The 16,328-nt window shown below is 35.8% G+C and carries 11 protein-coding genes and 1 tRNA gene; 10 read left to right on the top strand and 2 right to left on the bottom strand.

All coding sequences use genetic code 11. The features are described from left to right. Window positions 1–283: 283 nt before the first annotated feature. The 8 genes from thrA (at window position 284) to H6W52_RS02990 (ending at window position 8,120) form a co-directional block, all read left to right on the top strand. Window positions 284–2,728 carry a bifunctional aspartate kinase/homoserine dehydrogenase I gene (gene thrA / locus H6W52_RS03025; RefSeq protein ID WP_116097223.1) on the top strand — a complete coding sequence of 815 codons (2,445 nt, stop codon included), beginning with the start codon at window positions 284–286 and terminating at the stop codon, window positions 2,726–2,728. A 10-nt stretch (window positions 2,729–2,738) separates the two neighbouring features. After that, window positions 2,739–3,662, top strand: coding sequence for a homoserine kinase (locus H6W52_RS03020; protein ID WP_116097221.1), 924 nt, complete (start codon window positions 2,739–2,741; stop codon window positions 3,660–3,662). Between the two features lie 12 nt (window positions 3,663–3,674). Next, window positions 3,675–4,976, top strand: coding sequence for a threonine synthase (thrC, locus tag H6W52_RS03015; RefSeq protein WP_116097219.1), 1,302 nt, complete (start codon window positions 3,675–3,677; stop codon window positions 4,974–4,976). A 5-nt stretch (window positions 4,977–4,981) separates the two neighbouring features. Next, window positions 4,982–5,344, top strand: coding sequence for a dihydroneopterin aldolase (gene folB, locus H6W52_RS03010; protein WP_116097217.1), 363 nt, complete (start codon window positions 4,982–4,984; stop codon window positions 5,342–5,344). Window positions 5,345–5,376: 32 nt separating this feature from the next. Next, window positions 5,377–6,741, top strand: coding sequence for a DUF4403 family protein (locus tag H6W52_RS03005; RefSeq protein ID WP_185216451.1), 1,365 nt, complete (start codon window positions 5,377–5,379; stop codon window positions 6,739–6,741). Window positions 6,742–6,764: 23 nt separating this feature from the next. Continuing rightward, entirely contained in the window at window positions 6,765–7,274 is a 510-nt protein-coding gene (locus tag H6W52_RS03000; protein WP_116097213.1) for an RDD family protein, read from the top strand. 56 nt (window positions 7,275–7,330) lie between these two features. Then, a tRNA-Cys gene (locus tag H6W52_RS02995) sits at window positions 7,331–7,401 on the top strand. Between the two features lie 491 nt (window positions 7,402–7,892). Beyond that, the gene (locus tag H6W52_RS02990; RefSeq protein WP_076390870.1) at window positions 7,893–8,120 is read left to right on the top strand and encodes a hypothetical protein; all 228 of its coding nucleotides are present in this window, start codon (window positions 7,893–7,895) and stop codon (window positions 8,118–8,120) included. A 403-nt stretch (window positions 8,121–8,523) separates the two neighbouring features. Here the strand turns inward: H6W52_RS02990 and H6W52_RS02985 are convergent, their stop codons facing one another. Beyond that, window positions 8,524–12,987 (bottom strand): fibronectin type III domain-containing protein, encoded by a 4,464-nt coding sequence (locus tag H6W52_RS02985; protein ID WP_116097211.1) that lies wholly within the window; start codon window positions 12,985–12,987, stop codon window positions 8,524–8,526. Window positions 12,988–13,417: 430 nt separating this feature from the next. Further along, window positions 13,418–13,852, bottom strand: a complete 435-nt coding sequence (locus tag H6W52_RS02980; RefSeq protein ID WP_116097209.1) for a hypothetical protein — start codon at window positions 13,850–13,852, stop codon at window positions 13,418–13,420. A 229-nt stretch (window positions 13,853–14,081) separates the two neighbouring features. Here H6W52_RS02980 and H6W52_RS02975 point away from each other — a divergent pair, with 229 nt between their 5' ends. Both H6W52_RS02975 and H6W52_RS02970 read left to right on the top strand, forming a co-directional pair. Beyond that, window positions 14,082–14,621 (top strand): YMGG-like glycine zipper-containing protein, encoded by a 540-nt coding sequence (locus H6W52_RS02975; protein ID WP_116097207.1) that lies wholly within the window; start codon window positions 14,082–14,084, stop codon window positions 14,619–14,621. Window positions 14,622–14,677: 56 nt separating this feature from the next. Further along, a complete protein-coding gene (locus tag H6W52_RS02970; protein ID WP_116097205.1) occupies window positions 14,678–16,312 on the top strand; it encodes an LIC_10190 family membrane protein in 1,635 nt (544 codons plus the stop codon). Window positions 16,313–16,328: the final 16 nt, after the last annotated feature.

Raw genomic sequence — 16,328 nt, 5'->3', positions numbered from 1 at the left:
AAATTAGTTACAATTTGTGAAACTAATTCAATTAAATTCAAACAACCAAGTAAATTATTCAAAAAAAATTGTACATTTGTTCATACAGCAATGAATTTTTTAATAAACATATCTGATATTTCCACTCCGATTTTCTCTATTTCGGAAGTATCTTTTGTTTCTATTATTGCTACAACAACTACAACTACCCCATAACGGGGTGCATTTTCACATATCATTATAAGCCTGCGTACTCTTTTTCCTAAAGAGTAAAATTCAATTTTCTATAATCAAAAAACAAATAATGAAAGTTTTAAAATTCGGGGGAACTTCAGTTGCCCATTCAAAAAATATAATGTTGGTAGAAAACATTATTAAAAAAGAATCTCAGAACAACAGAATCATCGTTGTCGTTTCAGCACTTCATGGGGTTACAGATCAATTGATAAAAGCTGCAGAAGCCGCTTCTCACAATAATGAAAATTATATTCACATCCTTAAAAATCTTGAAGAAAAACATTTAGACCTTGTTAAAGATCTTATTCCTTTTGCAGAACAGAGTTCTTGGCTCAGTTTCGTGAAAAAGCATTTTAATGATATTGAGGACATCTGTAACAGCATTTTTATCCTGAAAGAGTTTACAGACAGAATCAAAGATAAAATTACATCGTACGGCGAATTTCTTTCTTCAAATATTATTACAGCAAGACTAAAGTCAAATGGTTTGGATGCATTATGGATGGATTCTCACATCGTTACAGACAGCAATTTCACCAATGCAAAAGTAAATTTTGAAGCTACAGAAAATAATCTGACAAAATTTCTGAATGAAAATAAAAATCAGATCATTATTACTCCCGGATTCATTGCAAAAGATACAAAAGAAAATGCAACAACATTAGGAAGAGGCGGTTCAGATTATACGGCATCAATCATCGCCTCTATAATCCATGCAGATGAACTTCAAATCTGGACCGATGTAAGCGGAATGATGACTTCAGATCCGCGATTGGTTTCCCATGCAAAACCTATTGCTGAAATTTCATATTCCGAAGCAATGGAACTTTCTCATTTTGGGGCAAAAGTTCTGTATCCTCCCACCATTCAGCCGGTAATGGTGAAAAATATTGACCTGAGAATTAAAAATACTTTCCATCCGGAAGCTCAGGGAACATTAATTTCTCATCATGTAAAAAAATCTCATTTAGAAAATGAACAAATTGCTGTCGGTGTATCCAATATGAGCCATATTGCTCTGCTTACTGTAGAAGGAAGCGGGATGATAGGCATTCCCGGAGTTTCCGCAAAACTATTTCAATGCCTGAGTCAGGAAAAGATTAATGTCATTTTAATTACCCAAAGCTCTTCAGAGCATTCTATTACAATTGCGATCAGCGAAAAAGATGTTTTCAATGCAAAAAGCGCCATTGATTCTGCTTTTGAAGATGATTTGAAACTCAAAAGAATTGATCCGGTAAAAATTGAAACAGATCTTGCCATTGTTGCTTTGGTGGGAGAAAACATGAAAAGCAGAAGCGGCGTGAGTGCCAAAATGTTCGGTTGTCTGGGAAATAACGGCATCAATATCAGAGCAATTGCTCAGGGATCATCAGAAAAAAACATCAGTATTGTTATTTCAGAAAAAGATATTACAAAAGCGGTTAATGTTTTACATGAAGAATTTTTTGAGTCCGAAATAAAACAGGTACATCTCTACATCTGCGGAACAGGAAATGTGGGGATGAAATTAATTCAGCAGATCTATAGCCAGAACGACTATCTTAAAGAACACCTTTTAGTTAATTTAAGAATTGTAGGATTATCCAACAGCCGTAAGATGATTTTCTCAGACAAAGGAATTTCAGAAGATGAATTTATTGGCTTCGATCAAAATGGACAGGAAGCTTCTGCGGAAAAATTTGCGCAGGAAATTATTTCAAGAAATCTAAGAAACTCTGTTTTCGTAGATGTTACAGCGAGTTCCGAAGTTCCGAATATCTATGAGCAACTTCTGAAGAAAAGTGTAAATATTGTTGCGTGTAATAAGATTGCCGCCTCTTCTGACTTTGAAAATTATAAAAACTTAAAAAATACAGCCAGAAACCACAACTGTCAGTTTCTATTTGAAACCAATGTGGGAGCAGGATTGCCGATTATCGGAACAATTAATGATCTTATCCGAAGCGGCGATAAAATTACTTCTATTCAGGCGGTTCTCAGCGGGACTTTAAATTTTGTGTTCAACAATTACGACGGAAGCAGGACATTTTCTGAAATTGTGGCTCAGGCTCAAAAAGAAGGTTACACAGAACCCGATCCCCGACTTGATTTAGCAGGAACAGACGTTGCCAGAAAAATTATCATTCTTGCCAGAGAAGCAGGCTATCCCATTGAGTTTACTTCTGTTGAAAATGAAAGTTTTCTCCCTGAAGAATGCATGAAAGGAAGCGTAAACGACTTTTATGATGCTCTTTCTAAATATGAAGATCATTTCAGGAATCTTTTGGAGGAAGCAAAAAATAAAGGCAAAATTTTAAAATATGTTGCTGAATTTAAAGAGGGAAAAGCAAAAGTAGGACTGAAACATATTGCTCCGGAAAGCGATCTTTTTCACCTGTATGGAAAAGATAATATCGTAATTTTCAAAACGCTGAGATATTATGAACAGCCTCTTGTTGTAAAAGGTGCAGGAGCCGGTGCAGAAGTAACAGCAAGTGGTGTTTTCGCAGACATTCTCCGTTCAGTTTAAAAGTTAGATTATGAAAAAAGTTAAATTAAAAGTTCCGGCTACCATTGCCAATCTGGTTTGCGGATTCGATATTTTAGGAATGGCAATCCATGAACCGTTTGATGTAATGGAACTGAAACTGCTGGAAACCTCTGAGATCATTATCAGACACACAGACGATTTCGGGCTGCCGGAAGAAACTTCAGAAAATGTTGCCGGAAAAGTTTTGTTGAAAATTCAGGAGGAATTACATCTTAAAAACGGCTTTGAAGTAATCATCCATAAAAAGATAAAACCCGGAAGCGGACTGGGTTCCAGTGCGGCAAGTGCAGCAGGAGCCGCTTTTGGAGCCAACTGTTTGCTGGGAAACATTCTTTCTAAAGAGGAAATGATTTATTTTGCTATGTTTGGTGAAGAATTAGCTTCAGGAGTGAAACATGCAGACAATATCACGCCCTGTATTTTCGGCGGAATTACTTTAATCAAATCTTCAAATCCTATTGATATTATTCCGCTGAATTCTCCGGACTTATTTGTAACAGCGGTTCATCCGCAGATTGAAGTAAAAACTTCTGATGCAAGACAGATTCTGAAGAAAAATATTCTTCTAAAGGATGCCATAGAGCAATGGGGAAATATTGCAGGTTTGGTTGCCGGAATTCAGAACAATGATTTCGGACTGATCGGAAGAAGTTTAAAGGATGTTATTGTAGAACCCGTAAGAAGCCTTCTGATTCCTAAATTTAATGAAATTAAAGAAAAAAGTCTCGGTTTAGGCGCTTTAGGCGGAGGGATTTCAGGTTCAGGACCTTCCGTTTTTATGCTTTCCGAAAACGAAAAAATTTCATACGAAATAGCAGAAATGATGAAATCTGTTTACCGTACAATTGACATTGAAAGTTTCGCGTATGTTTCTAAAGTAAATCCTAAAGGAATAGAAATTATTGAAGAATAAAAAAATCAGCCTATGAAGTATTATAATTTAAAAGATAAAGAAGAAGTTGTTGATTTCAAAACAGCTACCATAAAAGGACAGGGAAAAGAAAAAGGACTGTTTTTTCCTGAGTGTATCCCATTATTTGAAAAAGATTTTATTGAAAATTTAGACCTTTATACCGATGAAGAAATTGCCTACCGATGCATGAAAGATTTTGTGGGCGACGAAATTCCTTCAGAGGTTCTAAAAGAAATCGTTTCGGAGACCATCAATTTTGAAATTCCACTGAAAAAAATCAATGAAAACATCTGTTCTTTAGAGCTTTTTCATGGACCGACTTTAGCCTTTAAAGATGTGGGAGCCCGATTTATGAGCCGCTGCCTCTCCTACTTTCTGAAAAGTGAAAATAAAAAAGTAACGGTTTTGGTTGCTACATCGGGAGATACAGGAGGAGCCGTTGCGAATGGATTTTATAAAACTGAGAATATTAATGTAGTTATTCTCTACCCAAAAAATCGGGTAAGCGAAGTTCAGGAAAAACAATTAACGGCACTTGGCGAAAATATTTCTGCTTTAGAAGTTGATGGCAGCTTTGATGATTGCCAGAATTTGGTAAAACAGGCTTTCTCGGACGCAGAAATTAATTCAAAATTATTTTTAACATCTGCCAATTCCATTAATGTCGCAAGATGGCTTCCTCAGCAAATTTATTATCTGCTCGCGCTGAAGCAATGGAAAAAAACAGAAAAAGATAAGCCTGTAATTGCTGTCCCAAGCGGAAATTTCGGCAATCTGTGTGCCGGAATTTTAGCTTATTTCCGAGGACTTCCTGTAGAACATTTTATTGCTGCGTGTAACGAAAATGATGTTATTCCCAACTATTTAAAAACAGAAAAACTACAGATAAAAGAAACTGTAGCTACGCTTTCTAATGCAATGGACGTAGGAAATCCGAGTAATTTCGTGAGAATTTTAACGCTTTTTGAAAATAAATTTCAGGATTTAGCGGATATGATTTCAGGATATTCTGTGGATGATGAAAAAACATTAGCTGCCATTAAAAATGTGCATGAAAAATACAATTACCTACTCGATCCTCACGCCGCAGTCGCATACGCTGCTATGGAGAAATATTTTGAAGACAATCCTAAAAAAGGCTTCATTCTGGGAACCGCACATCCCGTAAAATTTCCTCAGGCAGTAGAAAAAGCAATTCATATTTCAGCAGATTTGCCCAAATCTTTAGAATTATTGATGAAAAAAGAGAAAAAAAGTATTGAAATTAGTCCCGATTTTGCAGAATTAAAACGATTTTTGCTTACAGAAATTTAAGAGTTATGAGCAGGATTTATTTAGAAAATGTAAAAATATATGCTTACCACGGTGTTCTTCCGGAAGAAAATATTGTTGGTACCTATTATATTGTAAATGCAGAACTTCATACCGATCTCTGGAATGCTGCAGCTTCTGATGATCTGAAAGATACCATCAGTTATGCAGACATCAATGATATCATTCATAATGAAATGAAAATAAAGTATAAATTACTGGAACACGTCGCAGGAAGAATTATCCTTAAAATTCATGAGACATTTCCGCAGGTAGATTATATCAAATTAAAAATAACGAAAACAGCTCCACCGATGAAAGGCGAAATGACAGGAGCAAGTATTGAGCTTGAAAAACGTTTTAAGCCTTAAATTCTGATATTCATTTATAAAAAATCACACAATTGAAAGTTGTAAAAATAATATTTCTTCTGTTTTGTACGGCTGTTTCGGGACAAACAACGATGAGTTCTGATGTTCCGAACTATAATTTTCCGAAAGTAAAATCCAGTATTACGATGCCGGTTGCCATTCCGCTTTCAGAGATTAGCAATCTGATTAATGCATCGGTAAAAGATCTTATTTATCAGGACGATTCTTATACCGATAATAGTAATGACCAGTTTAAAGTAAAAGTCTGGAAAACCGGTCCTATTCGTCTTGCAGGAGGAACCAATCAAAACATACTGATTGAAGTTCCTTTAAAAGTCTGGGCAGAAAAAGGCATCGGAACGCTGGGAATTTACACGTATCAGAACACCACTTTTGAAACGGTGATGTCCTTTAATGCGGTATTAAATTTTCAGAATAACTGGACGATCACCACCAATACAAAACCCAATGGTTTCCGATGGGTAACCAAACCGGTTTTGGATTATGGAAGAATAAAAATCCCAATTACTTCTCTGGTGGAAAAGAGTCTGGTGGAACAACAGCAGAAATTCTGTAAAACCATCGACAGCCAAATGGCAACCCAGCTCAACTTTCAGCAATACGCCGTAATGGCGTGGAATGTTTTTTCACAGCCTTTTAATATTTCTGAAGAATACAAAACGTGGCTGAAAGTTTCTCCGGTGAAGGTAAACATCACTCCTCTAAAATTTTACGCCAACCAGATTGATACCAACATCGGAATTGATGTATTTTCTGAAACATTTACAGGAAATAAGCCGGGTTCTGCTCCTGCGATAAAGTCGGCTCCGGGTTTCACATTTATTCCGACTTTGGGAAATCAGTTTCTGCTTCAGACCACCGCCAATATTCCGTTTACAGAAGCGACCAATATTGCGAGAAATATGTTTTTGAATAAGGAATATGATGTAAGAGGTTCATCCGTAAAAATTAAAGACATTAAAGTATACGGCGTTGATGATAAGGTAATGATAGAGGCAGAAACCGAAGGCTATGTAAACGGAAAAGCGTTTATTTCCGGAATTCCTGTGTATGATGAAACGAAAAAGAAAATTGTATTGTCCAATACAAAATTCAACCTGAAAACAGCCAATATTCTACAGAAAACAGCGACGCTGCTCTTTAGAGGAAGAATCGTAAAAATGATCGAAGAAGAATACGGAATTCCTACCCAAGAACTGGAAAACAGTTCAAAGAAAAGCATCGAAGAAGCATTCAATAAAGAATATTATAAAGGCTTAAAAATGAACGGAAAAGTATTCAGCCTCAAACCCAGTAAAATTCTCCTCAATCCTTACGGAATTACTGCCGTTATTGATACTAAAGCTACCTTAAAATTAACGCTAACAGGAATTTAAAATTTATAAAAAAACTAATACACATGAGAAAGTATCTTAAAATTGTGGATATCCACAGAGCAACGAAATGGCAAAGATTTGCAAATCTTTTTATTGATAAACTGGTGATGAATCTGTTCTTCTTCCTTCTCGGTATTGCTTTGGTTTTTATTGATAATGTTTTTGGAATGTATTATTTCACTCCAATGATTTATAAACTTTCCGGAATTGGTCGTCTTGCCGATATTATTCTTACTTCGGTTGTATATTTTCTCTATACTTTTCTTATGGAATATTTTACAAAAGGAAAAACAGTAGGCAAATATATTACAGGAACGAAAGTTATTATGACAGACGGCACATCTCCTACTTTACAGGATTATTTTATAAGGAATATTTCAAGACTTGTTCCTTTTGATGTACTTTCTTTTCTTGGCGAAAACGGATGGCACGATAGCTGGAGCGATACAAGGGTAATCCATACAAAAAATTATGAGACTGAAAGACAGGCAAAAAGCGAAATAGAGAGCATTGGCAAGAAAGAAATTGCTTAAAAATTTTTGTTCGAAAATAAATTTTACTATATTTGCACACCTCAAAAATGGTAAATGGTACTTTGGCCGAGCGGCTAGGCAGTGGTCTGCAACACCATCTACAGCGGTTCGAATCCGCTAGGTACCTCTTTAAAATCCCTAAATTGCTGTTTCAAGCTTTTAGGGATTTTTTTTATGATTTCCAGACCCTTTTCCCAACAATTTCTCATTTTACAGATTTTCGCACCTGAAAATAAAAACTTCCCAGAAAAACTGAGAAGTTTCTAAAACTGCTAAAACGAATGTAAATTGAAGTTTTAAAGCTACAATAAAAACTATTTTTCCTGATATGATCTGAGTCATAATAAAAAAACCTCTCACTAATGAGAGGCAAACTTACTGAGATACTAAAACATTTAAATGTTATTTGTTAAATTTAGTTATTACTATTCTTGTATCATATGACTCTGGTCATAGAAATAATTCTAATTTAAAAACGAAAAATAAACCCACAATCAATTGAAATACAAATAATTAAACAATACATTTGTAAAAAAATTAGATATTGCATACAAAATTTCTTCGTCAGGACACTTCTTTTTTCACTTAATAATGATTAAATTTGCGTAAACTAAAATCATGACATTTAACGAAGCATTAAAACACAAGAAGAACATTTTAAAAAATTCCAGCGAGTTTACAAAAACACTGTACGATTACATTATTATTCCAAGTATCGACGAAGAAGGCCTTAAGTACATTGAAGAGTTTAAAAAATCGCCCGATTTGTTTATGGATGAAAGCTGTAAAAGGTACAGTAGTAACGACAGGTTTAAAGTGTTCTTATTTGCCAAAAACCAAAACTAAAAGCTTCTATTCTTCTTTCTCTCTTGCTATCTTTTTTGAACCAATAAAAAATCCCCGTATTTCTACGAGGATAAAAACTAATAACCATGAAAACTCAAATTAAACATGAGTGACTGCAAATTTATGAAATGTTAGTTTTACATACATCTATATGAAATATTAATTTCATCAATTAACAATTTTTATTAAAGATTAAAAAACTGTTAATTTCATTATAACAGGATATATTTTCTTTTTTACCTACCCTAACTTTCTTTTATTGCTGTAATTACCGGCATATAACAAATTAACCATTCTACAATCATCGAATTTATTCTATAATTCATGTTTTAACATTTATTAACAAACCAAAAAAATAAGCCTTCATTTCTGAAGGCTTATCATGTGTAAATTATTAATTATTTTATTCTTTAATGAACTTCTTTTGTACAGTTCCTTTAGAATCCTCAATATCGATTACATACACTCCGTTTATCAGGTTATGAACGTCGATCTTATTGTTTAAGATAATACCGCTTGATACCACCTGTCCGGCTGAATTATAGATCTTATAATTCCCTCTCGCACTAATGTTCTTAACATTTAATATTGTGCTAACCGGATTCGGATAGATTAATATATCAGACTGATTGATTGAATTAGGAACCGGAAGCTTAGAAATTCTTACCGTGTAATCTTCTACTTCACCATCTGGGAAGTTGGTACAATTTACCGGAATAATATCTTTGCCCATTGCCACTCTCATCACCACATATTTGTAGTCTACCAGACTGATGAATGCATCTGCAGGCACTGTAAAGATTGTACTTGCTGTAGGATTGCTGTTTGGTCCGTCCGCAAGGATTCTTTCATTGATATCGAAATATCCGTTTCTGTTGAAATCGATCCATACTGCAACTCCTGCTTTATTGTTTCCTGCTAATTTTTTATCGATCACTATCTTGTTATCAGTAGATCCCTGAATCAGCTCAATAAATTTAGTTGTCACCCCTGTATAATCTGTATAGTTAGATCCTACGGAAGTATTTGTCATCTGAGGTTTGCCATTTGGCGTTACCGTTACTTTAGAAATATATTCTGAAGTTATAGCTCCTGTAGATGCCATCTGACAATAAACAATTGTTGGCGTTGTGAAGAAATAAGGAAGTGTATACGTGCCCGGAGTTCCGCTGCAAACGTTTGCTACCTGCATTTCATATTTAGTCAGCTCCAATAAACCTGTAAGGGTAATCGTATTGGTATTAGACGGAACCATTGTCCAGCTCGGAATTCCTACTTTTCTGTATCTTAAGATATAAGTAGCTCCCGGGAAAGGATCCCATGTTACTTGTGCTGTAGTTGGAGTAATCGCTGTAATAGTAAGTCCCGGAGGAGGTAACTGACAAGTTCTTTCCGTTGTAAATACTTTAGGATTAGACCAAGTATTAACAGTCGTTTCACCATTACAGATATTCGCCACCTGTACTTCATATGTAGTGTACGGAGTTAATCCGGTAAGTGGATATGTATTTAAAGGAGGTGCAGTGATACTCACTGTTGCCCATGTTCCTGTACCAACAATTCTGTATCTGATTACATAAGTAGCACTCGCCACAATAGGAGCCCAAGTTACGATTGCAGAGTTTGTGGTAATATTACTTATGGTTACATTCGGAGGTGTAGGATCACATCTCGTAGTAAACACAGCCGGAGTAGCAGTACCTTCGGTATTGTTACAAACTGCAACTACCATTACATCATATTTTGTAGCCGGATCTAAACCTGTAGTTATGGTGTAAGATGTAGCCGGTGGTGCTATTACAACTGAGGAATTCACCCATGCTGTCGTTCCGTTCTTTCTCCAGTATACTTTATAACCCAGGTTATCAGGAGAAGGAGTCCAGTGTACAGTTGCTGCATTATGAGCAATTGCATCCACATATACATTGGTAGGTGCTGTTGTAGAACATGGCTTAATGATAAATGTAAAATCTACATAATTACCATAAGGAGCCGGTCCGCAAGGCGTAATTGTACCAATATAAGATGCTGCAAATCTTGCACGGTATGATCCCGAAGGACGACCTACCGAACTTACAGGAGCGTTGGTTACAGAATTTACATAACCCCCTGAATAATAAACCTGCTCAGTAGCCGGATCAAACACCAAATCATTATTCCAGTCGATCCAGATATAATAATAATAAGAGCTTGTTCCTGCATTCATCGAAACGTTAGCAATTCCTCCAGGCAATACAGAGAAACTTGTCGCCGAATTATTTACATATGCACTGTAACTTGTAGCAGTATAATTCAGATTTGTAAATCCGTTTGTAGAAGTAATTGTTTTTAAATAATTTGTTGTTGATGATGAACCTCCCGTTGGCAAACAATAATTTGTATACACCGTACGAGGTCCGGACCAATAACTAATATCTGAAGCACTACATCTTGCTCTTACCCAGAAATAGTACGTTGTGCTTGAAGCTAATCCTGTTACCAATTGACTAGGTCCAGGAACTCCTGTGAACTGAGGAACAGTTGCTGCGGTAGGAGCAACTCCTGTAGTGTTGTAATAAACATCATAACCATTTGCCGGTGGCGTAGCCGGAACCGTCCACTGTATTGTTGCACTTGATGTTGTTGCGTTTGCAATCACAAGACCAGTTGGAGGCAGACACGTAGGAGGCGCTACAACAGATAATGTAAAATCTACATAATTTCCATATGCAGCAGGTCCGCAAGCACTGTTTGCACCAATAAATGATGAAGAAGCACGAACTCTGTAGTTTCCTAAAGCCTGTCCTGCAGGAATGGCAATATTTGCTGTTGCAGTTGATGTATACGTTGTTGTTGCCAGAATAGTTTCTCCCGGATCATTAAAATCAAGGTCATTATTCCAGTCCACCCATACATAATAGTAATAAGTACTTCCACCAGATGTCGCTAAATTTGTTGTTACCGTAAATCCTGGAGAACTCAAAACAACACTAGGAGTATTTACATACGCCTGATACGACGATGCCGTGTAAGCTAAATTAGTCCATCCACCAGTAGTCGTAATATTATTCAGATAATAAGTAGTAGAAGAAGAACCTCCTGTAGGAACACAATAGTTTGTGTAAACCGTACGAGGTCCGGACCAATAACTAATATCCGAGCTGCTGCATCTTGCTCTCACCCAAATATAATACGTTGTACTAGCTGCCAAACCGGTGATCAACTGGCTAGGTCCTGTAACACCAGTATACTGAGGAACAGTTGCTGCTGTAGGAGCAACTCCGGTTGTATTGTAATAAACATCATATCCGTTTGCCGGCGGTGTAGCCGGAACCGTCCACTGTATTGTCGCACTTGAAGTTGTCGCATTGCTGATAACAAGACCTGTTGGAGGTAAACATGTTGGAGGCGCTACAATAGATAAAGTAAAATCTACGAAGTTTCCATACGGAGAAGGCCCGCACGAAGTATTAGCTCCGATAAATGATGATGAAGTACGAACTCTGTAATTTCCTACAGCCTGTCCTGCAGGAATAACAATATTCGCAGTTGCAGTTGCAGTGTAACTTGTCGTTGCCAGAACTGTTTCTCCCGGATCATTAAAATCAAGATCATTATTCCAGTCTACCCATACGTAATAATAATAAGTACTTCCACCTGATGTAGCTAAATTAGCCGTCACCGTATTTCCCGGAGAGCTCAATATCACTCCTGGAGAATTTACATAAGCCTGATAAGAAGTAGCGGTGTAGGCAAGATTAGTCCATCCACCAGTTGTTGTAACATTATTTAAATAATACGTAGTGGAAGAAGTACCGCCTGTAGGAGTACAATATCCCGTATAAACACTAATAGGTCCAATTAATGAACTTTGAGTTGTCGAGCTGCACTTTGCTTTAATCCATACATAATACGTGGTATTAGCAGCTAATCCCGGTATAGTATAACTTGTAGCTGTTCCTGCAATACCTGTAATCTGTGGTGTAGCAGGAGCCGTTGTAGTCGTACTGTAATAGATCTCATATCCATTTGCAGGAGGCGTTGAAGCAGCCGCCCAAGTAACCGTAGCACTGTTTGTAGTAACTCCCGAAGAAGCAAAACCAGAAGGTCCGAAACAAGATGGCGGAGTCCATGTATAGATAAGTCCATCCGAAGGCATCCCCGGAGTAGCAGCAGTCGTATTAAACGCCTGAGTACTGCTGTTCGCTGTTGCTAAAGTAGAAGCTGTAAACAAAGCAGTCGTAGCATTCAGTCTGTGATTAAAATCGGCGTTGGTAGCCCCTCTTAATCCCGCCTGAATTGTTCCGCTTACAGAAGTAGTACCCGCAAGATAACTTCCTCCTTTATATACTACTGCAATCGTATTTGTAGTTTCTCTAAGTCTGATCTGAAAAGAAAAAGTATAAACACTGGTTGTAGAAGTAGAATAAGAAGGTCTGAAGTCTGACCATTGTACTACAATCTCTCTGTTAGGCGCTGTACCTACAACAGCCCAACTGATGCTTCCTGTTTTAGAAGCAATATTAAAAACTGAATTTAAGTCTCTACCCCATGCAGAAACAGCTCCTGCATAAGCCTCCGTGCTGGAAATCGGGCTGTACGTAGCGGTTCCCGGGGCGGTTGCTCCGAAAGTAATAAATCCGTTTGTTGAAACATTGATGGAAGAATAATTGCTTCCGTTAAAGGAAACAGGAAAAGGAAGAGTAACCGGATAAACAACATTGTCTAATGATGCCGCACCTGTGTTCCCTGTTGCTGTTGCCAAAACCGTTGCAGAACTTGGCAAATCTGTATAGGTTCCCGTAGATTGTGAAAAACTATAAGAATTTACCTGTGCACTCAGTATATATGAAAGTGCCAAGAAAAAAAACAATAGATATTTTTTCATATTAATACATATTAAATCCTCTTAGGATATGAAAGTTATAAATTTTACTTAAGAAATCTTGCTTCGGATAAGAACTATCCGGGAAATTGAGTTTGTGATAAAATTGAAAAAAAGTAAAAAAATTCACCATAGGCAGAAAATTTATTGTTGTACTGCAAATCTAATTCGTTTTTTAATAATATATAGTATAAATTACAATCTTTTTGCAGAAAACGCATCAAAATTTAACTATCTAAATCATTCACACAGTCAAATTTGTTTTTTAATAACGTTATCTTTTCTGTTTTAGTATAAGTGTTTTATGAATTTGTAAATTCAAATTAAATACGAAGAACTCAATACATATAAAACAATGCTTTATTGTCTTAAATAAAAAAGCCCCCTTACTCAGGAGGCTTAAAATACTTGCTAATTTGTAAATAAGTCTGCACTACTCTTCCCAGGCAATAGGAACATAAATGGTAACATAACCATCTGCATCTACTTTCGCCTCAGAAACTTCTGCCGTCACAGAACCGTAGCCTACCCATCCTCCTTGTCCTTGTGTGGCAGTGAAGGTATAATTTCCTTCAGGAAGACCGTCAAAATACTGAGGCAAAGACTGCATTCCGCTTCCACCATACGTTTCAAAAGTTTCTCCGGTTACGGTATTTGTTGCTACAAAATTACCAAGATCATAACTTCCTGAAAGTGTTTTAGAACCATTCTGATTCTGTAGTCCAAAACGGATTTGATAGGTTTCTGTCTGAGAAATGTTTTTAGATGGTGAATATTTTTTTTCAGAATCACCTTTAATTGCCGAAAAAGAACTTACGACAGCAATTACGGCTGCAAAAAGCATAATTTTTACAATTGATTTTTTCATAATACTGTAATTTGGTATTTCAAAGATAAAGAATTCATATTAATTAAATTTTAAGCAAAAATCAACAATTTTTAACAGCATAAAATCCATTATGGATAAAGGATTTACATTAAAAATTTAAGATTTGTTAAAAATTTTTAACATTGCTTAACTGAATTTTGGCTTCAAAATTGAAAACAGTATAACATCGAAGTTGGATTGACTTAAAATCCTTATAAAAATTTGAGTTATGAAAAGTATAGTATTAACAGGATTGATGTCGGTATTTTTACTGACTGCCTGTAAAAAAGACGACCAGATAGCACAACAATCTTTGGAACAGCAGAAAATGGAGTTCCAGATGAGACAGTTGGAAATTGAAAAACAAAAATTAGCCATTGAGAAAGAGAAAATGGCTTATGAAGCACAGAAAAAAGCAGACAGTGTTTTAGAAGTACAAAAAGCAAGAACTGCTGCTGCCAATGCAAAACCACAAGTGATAAGAGAAACCCGTACTGTTTACAGAGACAGACCTAGCCAGAGCTCAGGTTCGAGTAACGGAAGTTATGCCAATAACGGAAGTTCCCAGACTACTGCTAAGAAAAAAGGGATGAGTGAAGCGGCTAAAGGTACCATCATCGGTGCTGTAGGTGGAGCGGCTTTAGGAGCTATTGTTAATAAGAAAAGTCCGGGAGCCGGTGCAGCCATTGGGGGTGTAATCGGAGGTGCGACAGGATATACTTTAGGTAGAGCGCAGGACAGAAAAAGCGGCAGAGTGCAGCCAAGATAAAATTATATTTTCACCATAAAAGAGAAAGATTGCTTATTTTTAGGCAATCTTTTTTTATGATTTTGATTTTCCTTTCCACGCTTTTACTCATTCCTGTTTTAATGGGAACAGGAAAAATTGTAGAAAATTTTTCAGGAAAATTAATTGAAGGAATATCCGGAAAAATTCTTTTAGGAATTCTTGGAATAAGCTTATCGTGGACAATTCTTGCACTTTTTATTCCTTTAAACCGTTATGCAGAATTTTCTACTATTGCAATAGGATTGGTTTATTTTTTTAAGGATAAACTTTATAAAGATTTTACAGCCTTTTCAAAAAAAGATTTTTCGCTGATCTGCTTAGTTTCATTAATTATTTTATTCAGTGGATCTTTTTATCCCTATATTTTAGACCATTTCGGATATTATGTTCCCACTATAAAATGGCTGAAAGAATTGGGTTTGGTAAAAGGAATATCCAACCTCGATCTCACATTGGGACAAATGTCGGTTTGGCATATTTTTCAGGCCGGATTTTCCAATTTTTCCGATCCGTTTTTAAGAATCAATTCAGTTGTACTGATTATTTATACCTTATATATAGTAGAAAAAAAAAGCTGGATTCAGTTGTGTGTTATTCCGGTTTTACTATTGTTCTGTCAGTCACCAAGTCCGGATTTGCCTGTTATTGTTTTTGCACTCATCATTTTAAATGAAATTTTAAAACAAAATAAACAAACCTCTCTCCTGTTCGCTTTTTCAGTTTTTGTTTTTATCATCAAACCTACTATGATCTGGCTGCCGGTTTTGAGTTTTCTCTACTCTGTTTTTATTTTGAAATCCAACTTAAAAAATTTAATCTTCGGAATTTTAATCAGTTTCCTGTTTTTCATTAAAAATATTTACACATTCGGATATCCGGTTTTCCCTGTTTCAATAATAGATTTAGGAGTAAGCTGGAAACCCAATCCTGAAATTTTAAAAATATCTTCTCAGTTTGCCATTCAGAAAACATACGATATGCAATATTCGTATGAAGAAATTCAGAAATTTTCTGCCATCGATTACATCAGAAACTGGCTTTTTCTCAATGGAATCAAAGCAAAAATAAATCTTCTTTTTACTGTAAGTCTGATCATTTTCGTTGTTTTTACTTTCATCAAAAAAAACAGAATTATTACTTTTATCTGTATCTCGCTTATTATTAAAAGTATTTTGGTTCTTCTTTTTTCAGCGCAGTACAGATTTTTTATGGATGTCTTTTTCGTGATCTTCTTTATTCTTTTCAGAGATTATTTTAACCAGAAGAAATCGGTTGCGGTATTTTCTGTTTTAAGTATCCTCTTTATTAGCTTTTTAACTTTCCCGAATATTTTAAAAACCTATTTTCCAAGCTTCAATCCGGGAAGTTTTATGGGAAAATTTGAAAAAAAACAGTTTTATAAACCTTCAGTCTATGAAAGCACAAAGTTTAATTCTTTCAGGGTTGGCAATTTAAACTTTAATGTTTCTTCTAATTATCCTTTTAATTATGATTCTAAACTCCCCGCTATTTCCGCAGGTTATATTTCACAAGATGAAAAACTTGGGATATTTCCTCAATTAATTGATGATAAAAACCTGAAAAAAGGATTTATCTGGAAAAAATTAAATAATCAGGAAAGAAAACAGGCAAAATCTGTTATTTATACTATCAATCCTCTCGGTAAATAGATCATATTTCGGGAGC

Origin of the sequence: Chryseobacterium sp. C2(2020), assembly GCF_014218915.1 — a bacterium.
Taxonomy (GTDB): domain Bacteria; phylum Bacteroidota; class Bacteroidia; order Flavobacteriales; family Weeksellaceae; genus Chryseobacterium; species Chryseobacterium mucoviscidosis.
The sequence above is the reverse complement of the archived record's forward strand: the minus strand, read 5'-3'. Positions and strand labels throughout refer to the sequence as shown.

Coding starts and splice junctions, on each gene's coding strand:
- folB (WP_116097217.1), top strand. CDS start 4,982: ATGAGCAGGATTTATTTAGAAAATGTAAAAATATATGCTTACCACGGT.
- H6W52_RS02990 (WP_076390870.1), top strand. CDS start 7,893: ATGACATTTAACGAAGCATTAAAACACAAGAAGAACATTTTAAAAAAT.
- H6W52_RS03020 (WP_116097221.1), top strand. CDS start 2,739: ATGAAAAAAGTTAAATTAAAAGTTCCGGCTACCATTGCCAATCTGGTT.
- thrA (WP_116097223.1), top strand. CDS start 284: ATGAAAGTTTTAAAATTCGGGGGAACTTCAGTTGCCCATTCAAAAAAT.
- H6W52_RS02970 (WP_116097205.1), top strand. CDS start 14,678: ATGATTTTGATTTTCCTTTCCACGCTTTTACTCATTCCTGTTTTAATG.
- H6W52_RS02975 (WP_116097207.1), top strand. CDS start 14,082: ATGAAAAGTATAGTATTAACAGGATTGATGTCGGTATTTTTACTGACT.
- H6W52_RS02985 (WP_116097211.1), bottom strand. CDS start 12,987: ATGAAAAAATATCTATTGTTTTTTTTCTTGGCACTTTCATATATACTG.
- thrC (WP_116097219.1), top strand. CDS start 3,675: ATGAAGTATTATAATTTAAAAGATAAAGAAGAAGTTGTTGATTTCAAA.
- H6W52_RS03000 (WP_116097213.1), top strand. CDS start 6,765: ATGAGAAAGTATCTTAAAATTGTGGATATCCACAGAGCAACGAAATGG.
- H6W52_RS02980 (WP_116097209.1), bottom strand. CDS start 13,852: ATGAAAAAATCAATTGTAAAAATTATGCTTTTTGCAGCCGTAATTGCT.